This is a genomic window from Ruegeria marisrubri (assembly GCF_001507595.1).
GTDB classification, from domain to species: Bacteria; Pseudomonadota; Alphaproteobacteria; order Rhodobacterales; family Rhodobacteraceae; genus Ruegeria; species Ruegeria marisrubri.
This window is the reverse complement of sequence record NZ_LQBQ01000035.1, coordinates 1-18,802: the sequence shown is the minus strand read 5'-3', so window position 1 is coordinate 18,802 and position 18,802 is coordinate 1. Positions and strand designations below refer to the sequence as shown.

Annotated in this window: 17 protein-coding genes and 1 tRNA gene; 4 read left to right on the top strand and 14 right to left on the bottom strand. The window is 62.2% G+C overall.

Annotation, left to right across the window (positions count from 1 at the left end; genetic code table 11):
* Positions 1-24 precede the first annotated feature (24 nt).
* The 3 genes from AVO45_RS14290 to AVO45_RS14280 all read right to left on the bottom strand — a co-directional run bounded on the left by AVO45_RS14290 (position 25) and on the right by AVO45_RS14280 (position 2,343).
* Entirely contained in the window at positions 25-786 is a 762-nt protein-coding gene (locus AVO45_RS14290; RefSeq protein WP_068348135.1) for an ABC transporter permease, read from the bottom strand.
* Positions 783-1,712, bottom strand: coding sequence for an ABC transporter ATP-binding protein (locus AVO45_RS14285; protein ID WP_068348133.1), 930 nt, complete (start codon positions 1,710-1,712; stop codon positions 783-785). The genes AVO45_RS14290 and AVO45_RS14285 overlap by 4 nt, the downstream gene beginning before the upstream one ends.
* A gap of 91 nt (positions 1,713-1,803) precedes the next feature.
* Entirely contained in the window at positions 1,804-2,343 is a 540-nt protein-coding gene (locus AVO45_RS14280) for an SRPBCC family protein (RefSeq protein WP_068348131.1), read from the bottom strand.
* A 173-nt stretch (positions 2,344-2,516) separates the two neighbouring features.
* Between AVO45_RS14280 and AVO45_RS14275 the strand changes: the two genes are divergently transcribed.
* Entirely contained in the window at positions 2,517-3,497 is a 981-nt protein-coding gene (locus tag AVO45_RS14275) for a DMT family transporter (protein ID WP_068348130.1), read from the top strand.
* Here the strand turns inward: AVO45_RS14275 and AVO45_RS14270 are convergent.
* Together AVO45_RS14270 and AVO45_RS14265 are read right to left on the bottom strand one after the other, a co-directional pair.
* Entirely contained in the window at positions 3,494-4,780 is a 1,287-nt protein-coding gene (locus tag AVO45_RS14270) for a TAXI family TRAP transporter solute-binding subunit (RefSeq protein WP_068348127.1), read from the bottom strand. The genes AVO45_RS14275 and AVO45_RS14270 overlap by 4 nt on opposite strands.
* A 63-nt stretch (positions 4,781-4,843) precedes the next feature.
* Positions 4,844-5,737, bottom strand: a complete 894-nt coding sequence (locus AVO45_RS14265) for a crotonase/enoyl-CoA hydratase family protein (protein WP_276202408.1) — start codon at positions 5,735-5,737, stop codon at positions 4,844-4,846.
* A 109-nt stretch (positions 5,738-5,846) separates the two neighbouring features.
* Here AVO45_RS14265 and AVO45_RS14260 point away from each other — a divergent pair, with 109 nt between their 5' ends.
* The gene (locus tag AVO45_RS14260) at positions 5,847-6,941 is read left to right on the top strand and encodes a CaiB/BaiF CoA transferase family protein (RefSeq protein WP_068348123.1); all 1,095 of its coding nucleotides are present in this window, start codon (positions 5,847-5,849) and stop codon (positions 6,939-6,941) included.
* An 80-nt stretch (positions 6,942-7,021) separates the two neighbouring features.
* Here the strand turns inward: AVO45_RS14260 and hemE are convergent, their stop codons facing one another.
* On the bottom strand, positions 7,022-8,056 hold the full coding sequence (hemE, locus tag AVO45_RS14255) for a uroporphyrinogen decarboxylase (protein ID WP_068348121.1): 1,035 nt from the start codon (positions 8,054-8,056) through the stop codon (positions 7,022-7,024).
* 106 nt (positions 8,057-8,162) lie between these two features.
* Here hemE and hemC point away from each other — a divergent pair, with 106 nt between their 5' ends.
* Positions 8,163-9,119 (top strand): hydroxymethylbilane synthase, encoded by a 957-nt coding sequence (gene hemC, locus AVO45_RS14250; protein ID WP_068348120.1) that lies wholly within the window; start codon positions 8,163-8,165, stop codon positions 9,117-9,119.
* Between the two features lie 242 nt (positions 9,120-9,361).
* Here the strand turns inward: hemC and AVO45_RS14245 are convergent, their stop codons facing one another.
* A complete protein-coding gene (locus tag AVO45_RS14245) occupies positions 9,362-11,560 on the bottom strand; it encodes a CHASE2 domain-containing protein (protein WP_240482147.1) in 2,199 nt (732 codons plus the stop codon).
* A gap of 63 nt (positions 11,561-11,623) precedes the next feature.
* Entirely contained in the window at positions 11,624-12,808 is a 1,185-nt protein-coding gene (locus tag AVO45_RS20210; protein WP_157770174.1) for a FecR family protein, read from the bottom strand.
* 573 nt (positions 12,809-13,381) lie between these two features.
* Between AVO45_RS20210 and AVO45_RS14235 the strand changes: the two genes are divergently transcribed.
* Positions 13,382-13,471: transfer RNA gene (locus AVO45_RS14235), tRNA-Ser, on the top strand.
* Between the two features lie 359 nt (positions 13,472-13,830).
* Here AVO45_RS14235 and AVO45_RS14230 read toward each other — a convergent pair.
* The 6 genes from AVO45_RS14230 to AVO45_RS14205 all read right to left on the bottom strand — a co-directional run bounded on the left by AVO45_RS14230 (position 13,831) and on the right by AVO45_RS14205 (position 18,430).
* Positions 13,831-15,516: a recombinase family protein gene (locus AVO45_RS14230; protein WP_068348117.1), complete on the bottom strand. Its 1,686-nt coding sequence runs from the start codon at positions 15,514-15,516 to the stop codon at positions 13,831-13,833.
* A gap of 2 nt (positions 15,517-15,518) precedes the next feature.
* The gene (locus AVO45_RS14225; RefSeq protein ID WP_082688813.1) at positions 15,519-15,923 is read right to left on the bottom strand and encodes a DUF2924 domain-containing protein; all 405 of its coding nucleotides are present in this window, start codon (positions 15,921-15,923) and stop codon (positions 15,519-15,521) included.
* Positions 15,920-16,165, bottom strand: coding sequence for a DUF3489 domain-containing protein (locus AVO45_RS14220; protein ID WP_068348115.1), 246 nt, complete (start codon positions 16,163-16,165; stop codon positions 15,920-15,922). The genes AVO45_RS14225 and AVO45_RS14220 overlap by 4 nt, the downstream gene beginning before the upstream one ends.
* A 126-nt stretch (positions 16,166-16,291) precedes the next feature.
* Complete coding sequence (locus AVO45_RS14215; protein WP_068348114.1) at positions 16,292-16,681, bottom strand: DUF5681 domain-containing protein; 390 nt, start codon at positions 16,679-16,681, stop codon at positions 16,292-16,294.
* Positions 16,674-17,024 carry a DUF5681 domain-containing protein gene (locus tag AVO45_RS14210; protein WP_157770173.1) on the bottom strand — a complete coding sequence of 117 codons (351 nt, stop codon included), beginning with the start codon at positions 17,022-17,024 and terminating at the stop codon, positions 16,674-16,676. The genes AVO45_RS14215 and AVO45_RS14210 overlap by 8 nt, the downstream gene beginning before the upstream one ends.
* A 29-nt stretch (positions 17,025-17,053) precedes the next feature.
* Complete coding sequence (locus AVO45_RS14205) at positions 17,054-18,430, bottom strand: site-specific DNA-methyltransferase (protein WP_240482145.1); 1,377 nt, start codon at positions 18,428-18,430, stop codon at positions 17,054-17,056.
* Between the last annotated feature and the right edge of the window lie 372 nt (positions 18,431-18,802).

Sequence of the window (18,802 nt, the reverse complement as noted above, 5' to 3'; positions counted from 1 at the left end):
AAATACCACGCCCGGCGAAAGGCCTCAGCTGCGGATGCGCCACCCGGTCTTGAAGATCCACCAGATGACCGCAAGGCAGATGCCGGTAAAGCCCGCGATCGCCAATAAGCTCAGGGCGATCGGAACGTCGGCCAGCCCGTAAAAGGACCAGCGGAAGCCCGAGATCAGGTAGACTACAGGATTGAACAGCGTGATCGTCTGCCAGACCGGCAGCAGCATCGACACCGAATAAAAGGTGCCGCCGAGAAAGATCAGCGGCGTCACCACAAGCTGCGGAATCAGCGACATCTGCTCGAAATTGCTGGCCCAGATGCCCACGATGAAACCCAGCAGCGAGAAGCTGAGGCAGGACAGGATCAGAAAGGCCGCCATGGCGAAGGGGTGTTCGATGCGGATATCGACGAAAAAGGTCGCCGTGCCCAGAATCACCAGCCCGACGAACAAGGCTTTCGTCGCGGCGGCCCCGACATATCCGATCACGATCTCGAAAAAGTTGATCGGCGCCGAGAGCAGCTCGTAGATCGTGCCGAGGAATTTCGGAAAATAGATGCCGAAGGATGCGTTCGAGATCGACAGCATCACCACCGACAGCATGATGAGACCGGGCACGATGAACGCGCCGTAAGAGACGCCCTCGATCTCCTGGATCCGGCTGCCGATGGCGGTTCCGAACACCACGAAATAAAGCGATGTGGACAGGACCGGCGACAGGAAGCTCTGCGCCAGCGTGCGGAAGAAGCGGGCCATTTCGAAACGGTAGATGGCGGCGATGGCGGTCCAGTTCACGTGGCGTCTCCGGAAACGAGGGTCACGAAAATCTCTTCGAGGCTCGATTGCCGCGTCCGCACGTCCCGCAGCACCAGCCCGGCCTCGGCCACATCGTTGAGCAGCTTGGTGATCCCGGTCCGCTCGGCCTGGGTGTCATAGGTATAGACAAGCGACTCGCCACCCTCGCCGAGTTCGAGATTGTGCTGTGACAGGCTCTTGGGAATAGCGGTGACCGGCTTGGTCAGCATGACCTCGATCTGCTTTTGGCCCATCTGCGCCATCAGCCTGTCCTTGTCCTGCACCAGCAGCAATTCGCCCTTGTTGATGACACCCACGCGGTCGGCGATGGCCTCGGCCTCTTCGATGTAATGGGTGGTCAGGATGATGGTCACGCCGCTCTGTTTCAGTTCCTCCACGATTTCCCACATGTCCTTGCGCAGCTCGACATCCACCCCGGCCGTCGGCTCGTCGAGAAACAGGATGCGGGGCTCGTGCGCCAGCGCCTTGGCGATCAGCACCCGGCGCTTCATGCCCCCGGACAACTCCTTGATCGCGTTCTTGCGCTTGTCCCACAGAGACAGCTTGCGCAGGATCTGCTCGATCTTGGCATTGTCCATGCGGTGCCCGAACAGCCCGCGCGAGAACCGGACCGTGTTCCAGACCTTCTCAAATGGCTCCAGTGCGATCTCCTGCGGCACCAGACCGATCATCGACCGGGCGGCGCGGTATTCGGACTGGATGTCATGGCCGCCGACGGTCACGGTGCCCGAGGTCGGCGTGGTGATGCCGCAGATCGTCGAGATCAGAGTCGTCTTGCCCGCACCATTGGGGCCGAGCAGCGCGAGGATTTCGCCCTCGCGAATATCCAGCGAGACGCCCTTGAGCGCCTCGAAACCGTCGGCATAGGATTTGCGCAGATCCTTGATGGACAGGATGGCCGTCATGCGAATTCCCCGTTCTCGCGGAGACCCTATCGCGCGTCTTCACTTCGGAACAGGCCAATTGCGCACAGGAGCCTGTGCAAATGCGAAAAATTCAGCCCCGGCCGGTCAGGCGGCCCAGCCAGCCCTTTTTCTTTTCGGCAGTCTCTTCATCCGATTCAGCGGCCTCGGCCTCGGGCTCTTCCTCGGCCGGGCCTTCCAGATGCTCTTGCAGACTGGCAAAGAACTGATCCGCCATCTTCTTGGCAAAGCCGTCTATCAGGCGGCTGCCCAACTGTGCCAGCTTGCCGCCGACCTTGGCGTCGACATCGTAGCTCAGAAGCGTGCCGCCGTTTTCGCTGGGTGAGAGCGTCACGCTGGCGCCGCCCTTGGCGAATCCGGCCGCGCCGCCCTTGCCTTCGCCCACGATCGTCAGGCGTTCATTCTCGACCATGTCGGACATGGTCACGGTTCCCTTGAACGTCGCCTTCACCGGGCCGACCTTCTGCACCACCGTGGCCTGGTAGCCGTCGGTCGGGTTGCCGGTCACTTCCTGAGCTCCGCTGACGCAGATCCTGAGCACCTCCGGGTCCAGAAGTGCGGCGTAAACGGCGGCCGGTTCGGCCTGAATCTCTCGCGTGTCGCTCATGTGCATGGGCGCGCCTCCTTCTCCCACTCGTGGCACGATTCCGAAGCGACGTTGCGCCAGAGCGGGTGAAATGGCAACCGGGACGAAAGAACTATGGGCATGGACATCCTTCAGCCGTGTGATAGCGATGGGTCGAGCCGTGGGCAATTTTGTCCGCCCTCTGGCCGACGGAGCACCACATGACGGACCTCTCGCAGAACCGGCCCGCCGCCGGCATCGCCTTCATCGTGGCCGGAATGGTCGCGATTTCGATCAACGACATGCTCATCAAGCAACTGTCGGGCGATTATCCGCTGCACCAGATGGTCTTTCTGCGTTCTTCCATCGGCATTGGCCTGTCCCTGATGCTGGTGCAGATAGAGGGCGGCGTTTCCCTGCTGAAAACACGTCACCCGGTGCTGCACACGATACGCTGCCTGCTGGTCGTCATCTCGAACATGACCTTCTTCGTCGCGCTGGCGGCCGCCCCGCTGGCGGATGTGACCGCGTTGTTCTTTGCCGCTCCGCTCTTCATCACCGTCCTGTCCATTCCGATCCTCGGGGAAAAGGTCGGCCCGATGCGGATCGGCGCGGTCGTGTTGGGCTTTGCCGGCGTCATCATCATGCAGCGCCCGTGGGAAGGCAGCGAAACGATGACCGCAGACCGGGTCGTGCTGATGCTGCCGGTTCTCTCGGCGCTGACCTATGCGCTGAACCAGCTGATGACCCGCAAACTGGGCGCCACCACCAAGGCCTCGGCCCTTGCGGTCTACATCCAGGGCATGTTCATCCTCGTGTCGATCGGCTTCTACGTGGTGGCCGGAGACGGCCGGTTTGCGGCCGGCACGGACAACCCCAGCCTCAACTTTCTGCTGCGCGCCTGGACCTGGCCCGCGGACGGAGACTGGTTCTACTTCATCTGGCTCGGCCTGAATTCCGGCGTGGTGGGTTATTGCCTGGCCCAGGCCTACCGGGTCGCCGACGCCGCCACCGTCGCTCCGTTCGAATATGTCGGTCTGCCGCTGGCGGTGTTCTGGGGCTGGCTGATCTGGGGCGAGTTGCCGGCGCCGCTGGTCTGGCTGGGCATGGCGATGATCATGGGCGCGGGCCTGTTCGTGTTCCTGCGTGAACAGCAAAAGGCCCGCAAGATCGCCCGGGCCGAGATCAAGGGGCGCTATTAGGGATTTCGGGCCTCGCCTGCCGGAACTCGCGCGTCGCGCATGTCCGAAATGCGTTTTCGCACGAACTCCAGGTGCAACCGGGCCTCGTACTGCACCTGGCGGTAGGATGCGGGCAAACGCAGTGCCGCCAGATGCTCGTCAAGTTCCGACAGCCGGTCATGCAAGGCATCCAGATCCGCCAGATCGGGGTGCCGCATCAACTCGTCCTCGATCTTCCAGATCTCGGGATAATGCTGCCAGACACGCCAGCGCATGACGATCCTGTAGAGAACCGGCAACGTCCGGAGCAGCGGAAGAACGATCAGAACCAGAGGAAGGAACAGCAGCAGCAACAGGTTGACCTGTGCCGCAATCCAGTAAGGCAGCCAGTTGTGCCAGACCGAAGGCCCTTCTTGAATCAGTTGGCGGGCGGTCTTGTTCACCGGCAGGCCGCCCCCGTCCGCCGCCGGAAAGGTTCCGGCATCGGAAAGGATGCTTCGGGAACCGTGCAGCTCGATGGCTGCCATTGTCAGCCGGTTGACCAGCGCGGGGTGGAAATCTGCGCGAACCACCATGCGGGCCGAAAGGGCGACCAGGTCCTCCGGGACCGACGGCAGAACGGGGTCAAGAGAGACACCTCCGGCAGGCAGAGTCACGACGCTGGCATAAGGCAATCGTCTGGATATCGCCTGGACATGATCCAGCTCGAAAACACTTACACCCAGTTTTTCATAGGCTTCCATCAGGTAGGGGGCAAAGACCGGAGCGACGAAAACAGCGATATCCAGTTCGTCCTCCAACAATGCGTCAACGGCCTGGCTGTAGGGGATATCAAGATGCAGGTTTTCCCTGCCCGTCAGCCCGACCGCGTTTTCAAAATCCCGAAATGCCGCCTCGGTGCCGGACCCTTGTGCGCCGCTGTTGATTCGCAGGCCCCGCCACAGAGCGGGGTTGCGAGGGATGTCGGCGCCGGTTCGGGTAATGAAGATCATCGGCTCGAAAAACAGCGTGCCGATGGCTTCGACTTCGGCAGGGGGAACGACGATACCGCCCTGCACGAAGGCGGCATCCACCTTGCCGTCCCCAAGCAGTTGCGCGTTTTCGACAGACCCGGCCGTTTCGATGATCTCCAGTTGGATCCCATCCCGAGCCAATATCTCCGCATACCGCTCCGCCATGGCGGCGTAGGCACCGCCCTTGGGTCCGGCAGCGAGGGTAAGACTGCCCGGAGGGTTGAGCCGCGACAAAACCATCGCCAGAACAGCCAGAACCACACAAACAAAAATGACGATCCAGACCCGCATCGCCCTCGCCTCAAAACCCGTACCGAAGAACGCTAAGCGCCCGGCCCTGCCATGGCAAGCGGGCTAACGGTTGCGTTTCGGCAGCTCTTCATTCGCAGTCCAGTCCCAAGTTCCCTGGTCGCGCTCCGATACGGCCTGCTTCCACCCGACCTGCTCGGCTCGGGTCTTGAAGTTGACCCCCTCGGGCGAATGGCGCGTGATGCCGTCGAAAATCGTGGCCAGCCGCTGGGTCTGCATCAAACCGGTCTGCTCGATGGCCTGGTTGATCACCATCTTCTGCATGGCCAGCTGGTTGATCGGCACCGAGGCCATGCGCGCCGCCATCTCCTCCACCGCGTCGTCCAGCCGGTCCGCCGGCACGGCCTTCAGAACCAACCCCATCTCCGCCGCCTCGCGGCCGGAGATCTTGTCGCCAGTGAACAACATCCGCTTGGCCTTCTCAGCACCAAGACGATAGACCCACATCGCCGTCGTGGGGCAGCCCCAGACCCGGGCAGGCATATAGCCGATCTGTGCATCCTCGGCCATGATCGTCAGATCGGCGCACAGCGCGATGTCGGAACCGCCTGCAACCGCGAACCCATGCACCTTGCAGATCACCGGCTTCATCGCCCGCCACAGCGACATGAAATGCTGCGTGTTGCGCCACATGAAGCTGTAGTCCTTGATCGGGTCCCACGGCATCGGCTGCGTCACCTCGCCCGAGCCATTGCCCTCGGCATAATAAGTCAGGTCATATCCCGCGCAGAAAGCCGGCCCGTTTCCCGCCAGCACCATCACATGAACACCCGGGTCCGCGTCGGCCCGCTCGACCGCTCCGGCCAATTCGACCGGCAACTCGTCGTTGATCGCATTCATCACCTCGGGCCGGTTCAGCGTGATCCGCGCGACCCGGCCATCCTGTTCATAGGCAACAGCTGACATGGCTTCCTCCCTGTTTTGCCAACAGGAAAGCATGAGCCCACCTTCCCGCATAGACCACGCCCCAAGGACGTCACGTCGCACAACAGATGTCTTGCAATCCGCCCCGCCAAACGGAAGCTTCCCGCCAAAGGGAGGAGCTGACATGCTGCACGGCATCCGCATCATCGAAATCGAGGGGCTGGGGCCCGGCCCCTTCGCGGCCATGCTTTTGGCGGATCTGGGTGCCGACGTGATCACCGTGCACCGCAAGGGCGGCGCCGTGACCCCCGGCATGCCGGAACGCTCGCTGCTTGACCGGGGAAAACGCTCGATCGCGCTCGACCTGAAGGATCCGCAAGATCTGGAGACCGTCAAACAGCTGATCGCAACCGCCGATGGGCTGATCGAGGGCTTCCGCCCCGGCGTGATGGAAAAGCTGGGCCTCGGCCCCGAGACCTGCCACGCGCTGAACCCGAAACTGGTCTATGGCCGCATGACCGGCTGGGGGCAGACCGGGCCATTGGCGCACGCGGCGGGGCACGACCTGAACTACATCTCGCTTTCCGGTGCGCTCTGGTACGGCTCAGCCCCCGGCGATGCGCCCCAGACACCCGCAACACTGGTCGGCGATATCGGCGGCGGCGCCATGTATCTGGTGACCGGTATACTCGCAGGCATCATCAACGCGCACTCAACCGGACAGGGCACCGTGGTCGACGCCGCCATCTACGACGGTTCGGCCCACATGATGAACCTGCTGATGAGCCTGCGCCAGACCGGCAATCTCTTGGAAACACGCGGGCGCAGCCTGCTGGACGGCCCCCATTGGAGCCGCACCTACGCCTGCGCCGACGGCGGCTTCGTGACGGTGCAATGCCTCGAGCCGAAATTCTACGCCATCTTCCTCGAAAAGCTGAGCCTGTCCGGCGACCCGGAATTCCAGCAACAGTTCAACCCCAAGCTCTGGCCCGAGTTAACCCAAAGGCTTGCAGCCATCTTCGCCGAGCAACCTCGCGATCACTGGACCAGGGTCTTCCTCGGCACGGATGCCTGCGTCGCCCCGGTTCTCAGCCCCGAAGAAGCGAAAACGCATGAAATGAACGACGCCCGCCAGACCTGGCGGGAAATCGACGGCACCTTGCAGGCCGCCGGTGCTCCCCGCTTTTCAACCGCCCAATGGCAGCCCAAACCCAGCCCGGCACGCGGCGAGAACACCCAGGAGATCCTGCAAGAGATCAGGGGCGACCAGAAATCCTGACCCGCCCCTTCATCTGGCCCCAAATATCCCGGGGGTGAATTGGCCGCAGGCCAAGAGGGGGCAGGCCCCCTCCACCACGCTCACCTGCCGCGCACCGTATCGATCATCAGTTGCACGTTCTCCGGATCGGCATCCGGCGTGATCCCGTGGCCAAGGTTGAAAATATGCGGCCCCTTCGAGAACGCCTTGACGATCCGCCGTGTCTCGTCGATCAGCGCCTGACCACCGGTCACCATGTGTGACGCGGCGAGATTGCCCTGAACACAGCCATCCACCTGCACATGCTCGGCCGCCCATTCCGGGGACACCGAATTGTCCAGCGCCACACAATCGACGCCGGTCGCCTTGGCGAAACCGATATATCCCTCGCCCGCCTCGCGCGGGAAGCCGATCACCGGAATGCGGGGGTGACGCTCCTTCAGCGCCTGGGTGATGATCCGACAGGGCTCCACCGCATATTTCGTGAAGGCCTCGCCCTTCAGAGACCCGGCCCAGCTGTCGAAAATCTTGACGACTTCGGCCCCGGCCTCGATCTGCGCCGACAGATATTCGATCGTCGCCTCGGTGATCCGGTCGATAAGCGCCTCGAACAACGCGGTGTTTTCCTCGCGCAGCGCATGCGCCGGCCCCTGATCCGGGGTCCCCCGCCCGGCGATCATGTAGGTGGCCACGGTCCACGGCGCACCGGCAAATCCGATCAAGGCCGTCTCGGACGGCAATTCCCGCGACAGGATGCGCACGGTCTCATAGACCGGCGCCAAAGTCTCGTGGATATCCGAAACCGGCCTGAGGGCATCGAACTCTTCCTGACGGGTTATGGTGGACAGGCGGGGCCCCTCGCCGGTCACGAACCACAAATCCGCGCCCAACGCCTGCGGCACCAGCAGGATGTCGGCAAAAAGGATGGCCGCGTCGAACCCGTAACGCCGAATCGGCTGCAGCGTGACCTCGGCGGCCAGTTCGGGCGTATAGCAAAGCGACAGGAAATCGCCGGCCTGTTCGCGGGTCGCACGATACTCGGGCAGGTAACGCCCCGCCTGCCGCATCATCCAGATCGGCGGCACCTCCTGCACCTCGCCCGCCAGTGCCCGCAGCAGTTTCTTCGTTCCGGCCATGCTTGCCCCCAAAATTCCTGTTTGGGCCACCGCTCGTCCTTCGGCGGCAATTTGTCAAGATCTGCCCCCATTGTCAGGGCGATGTGACGCGACTAAAGCTTGCCCCATGACTGCACCGCTTCCCTCCCCCGCTTCGCCGCTCAAAATCGGCACCCGTGGTTCGCCGCTGGCGCTGGCCCAAGCCTATGAGACCCGCCGCCGCCTGAGCGCGGCTTTCGACCTGCCCGCCGAGGCGTTCGAGATCGTCGTCATCAAGACCACCGGCGACAACCGCTCGCTGATCGACGCCGACAAGCCGCTGAAAGAGATCGGCGGCAAAGGGCTGTTCACCAAGGAGATCGAGGAAGACCTGCTGGCAGGCCGCATCGACATCGCCGTGCACTCGATGAAGGACATGCCGGTGCTGCAGCCCGACGGCCTGATCCTGGACACCTACCTGCCGCGCGAAGACGTGCGCGACGCCTTCGTGTCGCCCTCCAAATCCTCCCTGGCGGATCTGCAGGAAGGCGCGGTCGTCGGAACCTCTTCATTGCGCCGGCGGGCGCAACTGCTCAACCGTCGGCCGGATCTGAAGGTCGTGGAGTTTCGCGGCAACGTTCAGACCCGGCTCAAGAAACTGGGCGAAGGCGTGGCTGAATGCACATTCCTCGCCATGGCCGGCCTCAACCGGCTGGACATGCAGGATGTTCCGGCAACCCCGATTCCCGTGGACGACATGCTACCGGCGGTCGCCCAGGGCGCCATCGGCATCGAACGCCGCACCGACGACACCCGCGCGGCCGAGATGCTGTCGGCGATACACGATACCGAAACCGGCCAGCGGCTGGCGGCGGAACGGGCGTTTCTGGCGGCACTGGACGGGTCCTGCGAAACCCCGATCGCCGGATTGGCCGAACTTGACAGCGGCTCGCTGAGGCTGCGCGGCGAAGTGCTGCGCCCTGACGGCTCGGAAGTCATCGCCGACGACGTGACCGGAACGATCGAGGATGGCGCCGAGATGGGCCGCGCGATGGCCGCCAAACTGCTGGCGCAGGCCGGCGAGAACTTCTTCGACTGGCGTTGATCGGAAGGCCTTTTTTCGGGCTTCTGTGAACTGCTTCACAGACCACGGCACCAGTTTGAATGACGTTAAGGTCACCCTGTGGTGGAGCGGGGGCCGGCTTGCAAGCGCCAGATGTGCCGTCGCGGGAAACTGCGGTATCTGGTGTTCTTGCGTGAGGGGGGCGGCCCCCGCATCCACCCGGGCAGGAGCATCTCACCAGCAGGAAAATACCGGGATCGGTCTGTCGAAAATGTCGTGTGGCTTCAGGCCCCGGCAGAGCGCGAAATCTGAAAATGCCGGAATGCGATCTCATCGGTCTGCGCATCGGGCCGAAAATCCACGCTCCTTTCCGGCAGAATGGCGTAAAACCGCCCCAACCCCGGCTCGATTTCGCATCCAAGAAGAGCACAGCGTTCCACCAGGGACTCGATTTCGGACGGCGGCGCGCCCTCGCGTAGCATCTTGATCAATTTTGCATGATTTTCGGCCAGTTCCGCAAACGCGGCAGAGCCCGCGACGCCCTCGTCACCCACGACGATGTAGATCGCCTCGGACCGGGATTTTCCCTTCAGCGGAACAATACCCGCCTCGAGCATGGCGAGCATGCCCTTTGTGGCCTCGAATACGGCTTCCGATACCAGAATATCGTATTCCACATGACGGCAGACATGCTCGATCCGCGCCGCCACGTTCACGACATCACCGACGGCGGTATAGTTGAAACGCTTTCGTGACCCGATATTTCCCACGCAGGCCCGGCCAGACGCGCAGCCGGTCGCAAGTGCAATGGGCGATCGCCCCCTCATTCTGGGAGAAGAATTGAAGGCGGCAAGCGCCTCGCGCATCCGCAGGGCCGCCCGGGCCGCCCGCAGAGGATGGTCCTCAAGGGGCAAAGGCGCGTTCCAGAACGCCATCACCGCATCGCCAATGAATTTGTCGATCGTCCCCCTCTCGGCCAGAATCTGGTCGCCGATGCGCGAGAACAACCTGTTCAGCAACTTGACAAGTTCGGTGGCAGACATCGTTTCGGTGAGTGGCGTGAAACCACGGATGTCGGAAAACATCACCGTTATGTCCTGCGTCTCTCCACCCAGTTCCAGCTCATGGCCACTGGCTTCCATTTCATCCAGAATTTCCGGCGCCACGTAATGCGAGAATGTCCGGCGGATGGCCCGTTTTTCCCGCTCTGTAGACACGAACAGGAATCCCGCGAGGACACTAAAATTCGCCATCCCTCCCGCCAGAGGGAAGGTGACGTCGAACAACACCGAAGAATGTTCGAAAAACAGCCAGCTGATTCCGACGACCGAAGCCGCGGCAGCGCCCCCCGCGAAGAATGAGGGAATCGCCCCGGCTCCCGACATGACGGTGGTTACGATCAAGCCCAGAGACACGAAGCAGATCAATTCCAACGCGGCCGTGATGTCGGATCGCTGCAGAACCTCTCCAAGCACGGTCTGCTCGATGATCTGCGCGTGGATCGAAACGCCGGGCACGGATTCGCCAAGGGGTGTTTCGCGAATGTCGAGCAGACCTGCCGCCGAGGTGCCCACCAGAATGATCCTGCCGCTGATCTCGGCCTGAAGGGCGGGATCGAAAGTGTCGCTGAGAACATCAGCCGCAGACAGGTAGAGCCCCGGGTCGTCCCGCCGATATCTGACCCAGATCTCGCCGCGCTCGGTCGTCGGCACCTGGAACCCTCCCAAGCCGAGCGACAGCATTATCCCGGGCTCGTCCATCGCACCTTCGGCAAAGATGTTGGTTTCCCCCATTGCCACCCTGAGTGCCTCGATGCTGAGGGCCGGAACGATGCCGCTGGGGCTGGCCCACAACAAAGGAACCGTCCGCACCACGCCCAGTCCGCCCAAGGGCGAAACGTTGACGCCGCCGATCCCGGCCGCAACATCCCCCAGCGGCGGCGCCAGCGGTGTCCAGTCCGGCACCTGAACCAATCCCGCTGCGGGATTTTCTCCGATTTCTATGATTCCGGCCCGCGGCTGCAGTTGGCTCGGGGATGGACCGCCCAGGCGCGCAGCTACACCCATGACCACCGGCAACCGTGCGATCGCCTGGCCGAATCTTACGTCATTGTCCAAACTGCCGAGGTCGGTGTCGTCGCGCAGGACGGCCGCGAACAGGGGATCGCTGGCCAGTCGCGCCGGCGAATAGCGATCGGGCTCGGCGAACATCATGTCAAAGGCGATGGCCGCTGCACCATATTCCCCCAGGCGGTCGACCATCCGAGCCAATGTCGTGCGTGGCCAAGGCCATTGTCCCAATTGCGACAACGAGGCCTCGTCCACATCGACAACACGTACGGGCAGGTCCGGATCGAAGTCTCTGGGCGCCAACCGCTGAAGATAGTCGAAATAGATCAGCCGGGACGCCTCGACCGGATAGGGGTCCACTACCCTCAAGACGCACCCCATGAGGATCAGAACAAGTCCCGTGATACGGAACACCAGCTTTCGGTTTCTTTTTCCAGACAACCAAAACATGTCACCGAAACCCCAGCAGGATCAGCATCAGTTGTCCGGGCCTCCGCGCGCCGCGGCAGCACCGCCACCGTTGCCCCGACCGGCTGCATTACCGCTGTTGCCCCGACCGGCGGCCGAAGCGCTCTTGCCCCGTCCGGCGGCTGACGCGCTGTTGCCTCGCCCGACGGCCGAGGCGCTGTTGCCCCGTCCAGCGGCTGACGCGCTGCCGCCTCGTCCGGCGACCGAAGCACTGTTTTCCCGCCCAACGGTCGACGCGCTGTTGCCCGGGGCAGACCCACCACCTACGGCCACGGCTCCACCGGAAGCCATACCTGTCCCGGTGGTCGCCGCCCGCCCCGAAGCATTGCCACCGCGGTTTTCAGCGCCCCGCCCCTTTCCGGTGCCTGTCCCATGCTGGCCTTCACTGATCTCGTTGCCACGCCCTTGATTTCTTCCGGATGCCCCACGGCTTTGCCCCGGGAACCCAAGCGCGGCCGGAGGCGTGACAACGGGCGGCTGAACCGCGGGCGGTTCCGGCTCAGGAGGTTGTTGGGCTGGTGGTTCAGGCGCCGGCGGTTCCCGCGCAGGCGGTTGCGGTGCAGGCGGTTGCGGCGCCGGAGGGGTTGCAATCGGCAAAGCTTGAGGTTTCGGCACCGCAATCTTGGGAACCGGTTGTTGAATGACAGTCTCGAACTGCGAGGGCGGTTCAGTCAGGTTCGAACAACCACCCACCTCGACCCGAAAGGGATCGGTCAAAGCGCTCTGGGACATGAGGAACGGGAACCCGCTGCGCAGCGCCCTTGCGGCTTGCAGGTGGTCCGCAGGCCGACCTACACGACCGTTCGGAGAGGTCGCGGCCATTTTGCATTGGCCACGCACCAAGGAACAAAATCCCCTGGAGCTGCACATGCGAACCGACCCCTCAAGGATGACCATCGAACTTTGCCTCTGATCAAGAACCCAAAGATCAAAGACTGTTCCGCGCACACCCATTGTCGCCGTCGGTGTCTGAATCTTGTAAACAGGCCGCCTGCTTTTACCAGAGATGAAACGGAAACTCCCACCAAGCGCCTTGACCGCGAAATTCTTGGCGGTCTGGTTGCCGCGCATCATCGATACATCCAGAACCATGCGGGCATTCGGTCCTACGGCAATCTTGGTTTCGTCGGAAAATATGACCTGCACCACGCCGCTGGCATCCGTCGTGATCGCATCGCCGGAATTCACCTCCATCCCCAGACGCACGACCTGGGTCTTGCCTCCGGATGTGAGCTTGGCGCCCTGCTGGACCCCCACGACCTCGCCGATCGCAGCCTGAACGTCCTCGGCAGCTTGTGCAAAAACCCCAAAGAAAATGAAAACCTTCAATACTTGGCACCAAGACACACCAACAATCTCCCATCTGGAGTTCCAAATGGCTCATAGAGGTTTCATCTTGGCCTGACGCCCCGGTACTATTCCGGTCCAGCGGTGCTTGCTTTGCACACTTTCGACATACAATTGCCGCAATTATGCCTAGATTTTGCCACATTTTGCAACCCGCGCTGCGCGGCGTTCCCAGCCGGAAACCGTTTCAGCCGAGGTATGTCGCCCTTGCTCGCAGGAGGAATGGACGAATCCATTTTGCGGAAACGGTGGCACTTTGAAGCGGTGAGTTTCCCAGTGGTCGACAAAAAAGCGAGAAGCGCGCCCTGCTGGAGTGCTTTTCCGCAGGATTTCAACGGCGTATCACACGAACCGAAAAAATTGCCGGCCAACCACAATCGGCCTTGTGTTTCCGTTGAGTGCAAGGATATACCCGTCGCCGGAGACGTGGCCGAGTGGTCGAAGGCGCTCCCCTGCTAAGGGAGTAGGCGGGAAACCGTCTCGAGGGTTCGAATCCCTTCGTCTCCGCCACCCACCCCGATCTCTGTCAGCACAGTCTTTCTTTCCCTGTTTTCTCCCGTTTTCCCGGGCGCTTGGACTATGCCATCTGCCAGAGAGACGACCGTAATCCCGTGAGCTGGCGCGATTTCTGCGTAGTGTCTCCGTAGGCACCATCACGCGCTTCGGTTAGGGCCAAAATTCCCTGCTAACAGGGAAAATACAGGGAAATTCTTCGAATTTGGGGCATTTTGGTGATTTTGCGCCATAAATCGCCTCGTATTATCAGTACCTTGCACAAAAATTCCCTACGCAAATTAACAGGGATTTTTTCGCGATTATCAGGGAAGTGTTCCGCGGGAACAGGGAACGCCACGTCCAGATCTGGGAAGTCACTGACCGCTTGCGAAGCCGTACAATCGGGCCTGGGCATCCCAGTCCAATGGCACTGGTTTTCGGATGATCCGTTCGAGGGTCAGGTTCGTCGGCTGGCGCCCGTCGAGGATTGCGCTCTGGATCGCGGGCGACAGGAACGCCAGCTGCGATCGGGTGCGAATATAGGATTCTGCATGACCCGTCGCCGTGGCGATCTCACAAAGGGGCCTGCCGTTGCGCAAGTCGGCCACCCATGCATGGGCCTGCGAGAGGGCGCGCAGCAGCGTGCGATCGGGCTGTGGCGCGCGCTCCCCGACGACGATCTTGCCTTCCACGCCCCGACGCCGAAGGGCGAAGGGGGCCTCGATCGAGAGGGCTGACGGATTGATCGCGTTCGGATGGAGATCGAGTGCTTCGGCGAGCGCCTGGGCCTGCAGCCTCAGGACGATGCGGTTCTTTCCGATGCACCCCTCGGCCAAAAGCGCGTCGAGGAGACCAGGCGTGCCGCTTGTCAGCCGATCGGCGAGGTGGCGCACCCTGTCCCTGACGGCGTTGCCCCGCTGTAGGTCCGTTTCTGCACAGATCCGGTGGTCGCTGGCGAGGGAGACGAGGTGGCTGGCAACGGTGTCCGCCACCGCCTGCTCCAGCGCGGCTGCGGGCAGTCGCCATCCAGCGGGATCCGTTCCGCCGGAGATCAACCGGTTCGAGACATAATACCGGATTTGCCGTCCATGACGTCGGGTGTGCGTCGGGGTGAGTCGATCTCCGGTCCCATCACGCAGTTTCCCGGTGAGCGGGGCATCAGGCATGGCGCCGAGCTGTCGAGCAGCAGTTTTCCGACCCCGCGGTCGTGCACTGGCGGCCTGTAGCTTTTCCTGGACCCGGTCCCAAACCGCATCGCAGACAATCGGCTCATGCTGCCCATCCCAGACCCGGGTCTTGTGTCGGATCCTGCCGATGTAGATCGGGTTGCGCAGGAGCGCATAGATCTGGCCGCGCGACAACGGATTGCCACCCTGGACCCGCCCGGAGCGGAAACGGTGCAGCTTGGAGCGCAGGCCCAGATCATTGGCCCGGCGCATGACGGCGTTCAGGCAGCCGAGGTCGTCGTAAAGCGCGAAGATCGTCCGAACGGTCTCTGCCTCAACTGCGTTGATGACGAGACCGCGGGTCTTCGGATCCGGATGGGGATCGTACCCGAGCGGCGGCACGCCACCCATCCAGAGCCCCTTTTTCTTTGAGGCGGCGATCTTGTCCCTGATCCGTTCGGCCGTGACCTCGCGCTCGAACTGGGCAAAGGACAAGAGCACGTTCAGGGTCAGCCGTCCCATGGAAGACGCGGTGTTGAAGGCCTGGGTCACCGAGACGAAGGAACACCCGGCCGCATCGAAGCGCTCGACTAGCTTGGCGAAGTCGGCCAGCGAGCGGGTGAGGCGGTCGATCTTGTAGACCACCACCATCTGCACGTGCCCCGCGTCGATGTCGGCGAGAAGACGCTGCAAAGCGGGTCGGTCAAGCGTTCCGCCAGAAATGCCGCCGTCATCGTAGCGGGTTTTGCCCGCAACCCAGCCCTCGTGCCGCTGGCTGGCGATGTAGGCGGCGCATGCCTCTGCTTGCGCGTCGAGCGAGTTGAAGTCTTGGTCGAGTCCTTCGTCAGAGGATTTGCGGGTGTAGATGGCACAGCGGATCCGCGGTTTGTTCATGGTCAGGGCACCTTCTTCAGGCCGAAGAACCGCGGCCCGGACCACCGGGCCCCGGTGATGGCCCGGGCGATCGGCGACAGCGACGCATAACGCTGACCATTCCAGACGAAGCCACCGTCGATGACATCGACCACATGGGTCACGCCATTCCATTCCCGGATCAGGCGGCCGCCGGGCTTCAGCGCAGGGCTGCTGGTGCCCCGGCCGTCGCCGACCGCCTTCTGCAGCTTAGCGACAAAGCCCTTGGGCAATCCGCAACATTCCCGGGCCTGTATCTCGAAGGCCAGGAACCGGCGCAGGAACGGGCTGCTGAGGCGTTTCGGCACAGGTGTGCCAAAGACCGCGTCCCAGGCGGCGCTCAGCGCCGCCCGGTCCATGGTCTCGATCTCGGCGAGGGAGAGCTTCATGTTGTGCTCTCCGGGCTGCTGGTGATGCGGTAGACCGCGCCGCCGCCGGGCTTAGAGGGATCCGCTCGGTCGATCGTGTATCCGGCCTTCCTCAGACCGCTCAACGCGGCGCGGACGGAATGCGGCTGCCAGCCGGTGGCGGATTGCAGGGTGGTCAGATCCGCGCCGGCCTTGCGGCTCAGCAGTCTGCGCAGGATTGCGGACTTGGTCTCGCGCGGGGGTGTCGATTTGGATGTGGACATGTTTGCTCCTCGGTTCTCCGGGCCAGCGTTATGCTGGCCCTGGTACCGAGATGCGCCCGGGATGATCTTGCCGGGCGTGGCAACAGTGACGCTCTTGGCGCGTCGGAAGTCCAGTTTGGAATGGCGCTATTTGCGCAGTTTGGAATCTTCTGAGATTGGGACGCCCATACGCTCCAGCCGTTCCAAAATTTCCTGCCGCTTGTTTTTCTGCTCTTCCTTTTTTGCCTGAACAGCCGGACCGACATCCATCATGATGCGGATCGCTTCGAGCAGCGACGGTTTGTGCCCCTTGAGACCTTTTCGACAGAGTGCGAGATAGGCGGCTTCGATGGCTTCCAGCCTGATCGTACGTCCATCCGGCGCGCGGGCGTCGACCGTCTGGGTCAGGATTCGTGCGGCGTCCATCATGATTTCCGATTTTGTTTTCGGCCGACCCTTTGGGTTGCCCGACTGACCTTTCTGCCAGCGTGTCGATCTTGGTGGATGGGCGTAGCCGATTTTCTTGTCATCATTCATGGGTAGGGTCCTTTCGAGCCGCTCTTTTCTCCATCCGTCTGATGTTGCGGAGAACCCGCCGTGCCTTTTCTTCCGGCGAATGGGCATTGGGATCGGCGATACCGGCTTCTTCGATGATGCGTTGCTGCAGAGCGATGGCTTGTTTGTCGCCTTGCAACGCCAGATCGCGGAGCTTCCACATCAGCGCATCGCGGATCGGCATCGTCTGGTCGTCGTCCTTGGTCCGGACCTTGCGGTTGAGGACCCGATGAAGAACGGTGTTCAGGTCTTCCCGCTTGCGCGGGCGGCCACGCGGATTGCCAGACTGGCCCTTTTTGAACCGCGTGTGCTGCGGCGGGATCATGTAGCCTACATTGGGGGTCTGGTCTTTCTTCATTCGGCAGCCTCCACGATCGTAATGTCTGGATCGGCTGCGCGATCGAAAGCTACATCGGCAAAGGTCTGATCCGTACCAAGGAGCCGTGCCGGCTGCCCCGTCTGGGCCTCGAAGCGCCGGCAGATCACATCGCAGTAGAGCGGGTCGAGTTCGATCAGACGAGCCGCACGGCCCGTGCGTTCGGCCGCGATCAATGTTGTGCCCGAACCGCCGAAACCGTCGAGCACGATGTCGCCGCGGCGGGTCACGTCGCGGATGGCATCCGCCACCAGCGCGACAGGCTTCACGGTCGGATGAAGCGCTAGGTCTTCCTGGTTGCCGCCGAAGCTGTTGACGCCGGGATAGTCCCAGACATTCGTCCGATAGCGACCAGTTTCGCCAAGGCCGAAGGTATTCAGGTGCTTCGCGGTGCCGACCTTGTAGACGAAGATCAGCTCGTGACGCGAGCGGTAGAAGGTGCCCATGCCGCCATTGGTCTTGGCCCAGACCACCAGGTTCTTGAACTCGGAATAGACCTCGTCACCCGCCGCGCTGAGTTCATCCATGTGGCGCCAGTCCATGCAGACGAAGTGGATTGCGCCATCGAGGCTGACCTCGACCATGGCGGAAAGGGCGTCGCGCAGGAAGCTGGTGAAGCCGGCTTTATCCATCTCGCCAGTCGCCATGGCGAATTCGCGGTGTTTCACCTTGCCGGAGCCGCAGACATGGCCGTCGATCTTTACGTTGTAGGGCGGATCGGTGAAGACAGCGCGTGCGCGATCGTCACCCATAAGCAGACGATAGGTTTCAGGATCCAGCGCATCGCCGCAGATCAGCTTGTGGCGTCCAAGCTGCCAGATATCGCCAGGCCGAGTGATTGCAGGACCTGCGATGGGCTCGGGGACAACATCGGCGGGATCGCGATCTCCAGCATCGTCGTCATCCAGCAGCAGGTCGATCTCGGCCGTCTCGAAGCCGGTAATCTCTAGATCGAACTCGAGATCCATCTCCGAGAGGGCCTGAAACTCGATCGCAAGGATTTCGCGATCCCAGCCCGCCAGTTCGGCGAGGCGATTGTCGGCGATGACGTAGGCCCGCCGTTCGGCCTCGCTGAGATGTGCCAGTTCGATGACAGGAACTTCATCGTATCCGAGCTTGCGCGCCGCGGCGACGCGGCCGTGTCCGGCGACGATGCCGCCAGCGTCATCGATCAGAACCGGGTTCACGAAGCTGAACTGCCGGATCGATGCTGCGATCTGGTCTATCTGTTTGTCGGAGTGGGTCCGGGCATTCCCCGCATAGGGTTTGAGATCCTCCACCTTGCGGTATGTGATCTTCAGCCGAAGCTCTTCCGGCAGGGTTAGGCTCTTCGCCTCGGTCTTCGCATTCGGCACAATAAGTCCTCCTCATGCACCACGCCCGCCGGACAGCCCGGAAGGCTCCTTCGAAACTTTCATGCGGTGCTGGACACCGCGGTCTCTCCGTTGATGCGTAAGCAGGACCCTCTGGGTCGCTCACGTGAGATCAGGATGAACTGATCTGCGAACGGCTTCTTCGCCGCCGTTCGACCCGTCGTTCGGATACCAGATTTGGCTCTGAACGTTGGATGAAAAAGAGATGGAACTGCCATCGATCAAACGCAAGAAAAAAATTTAAAACATATAAATTGTTGATTTCTGCTGAGAAGTGACCCGGTAGCCCCCCAGATTTTCACTGAGAATTGACCCATGTGAACACGTTGCCCTGACGGATTCGGTCGGGGAGAT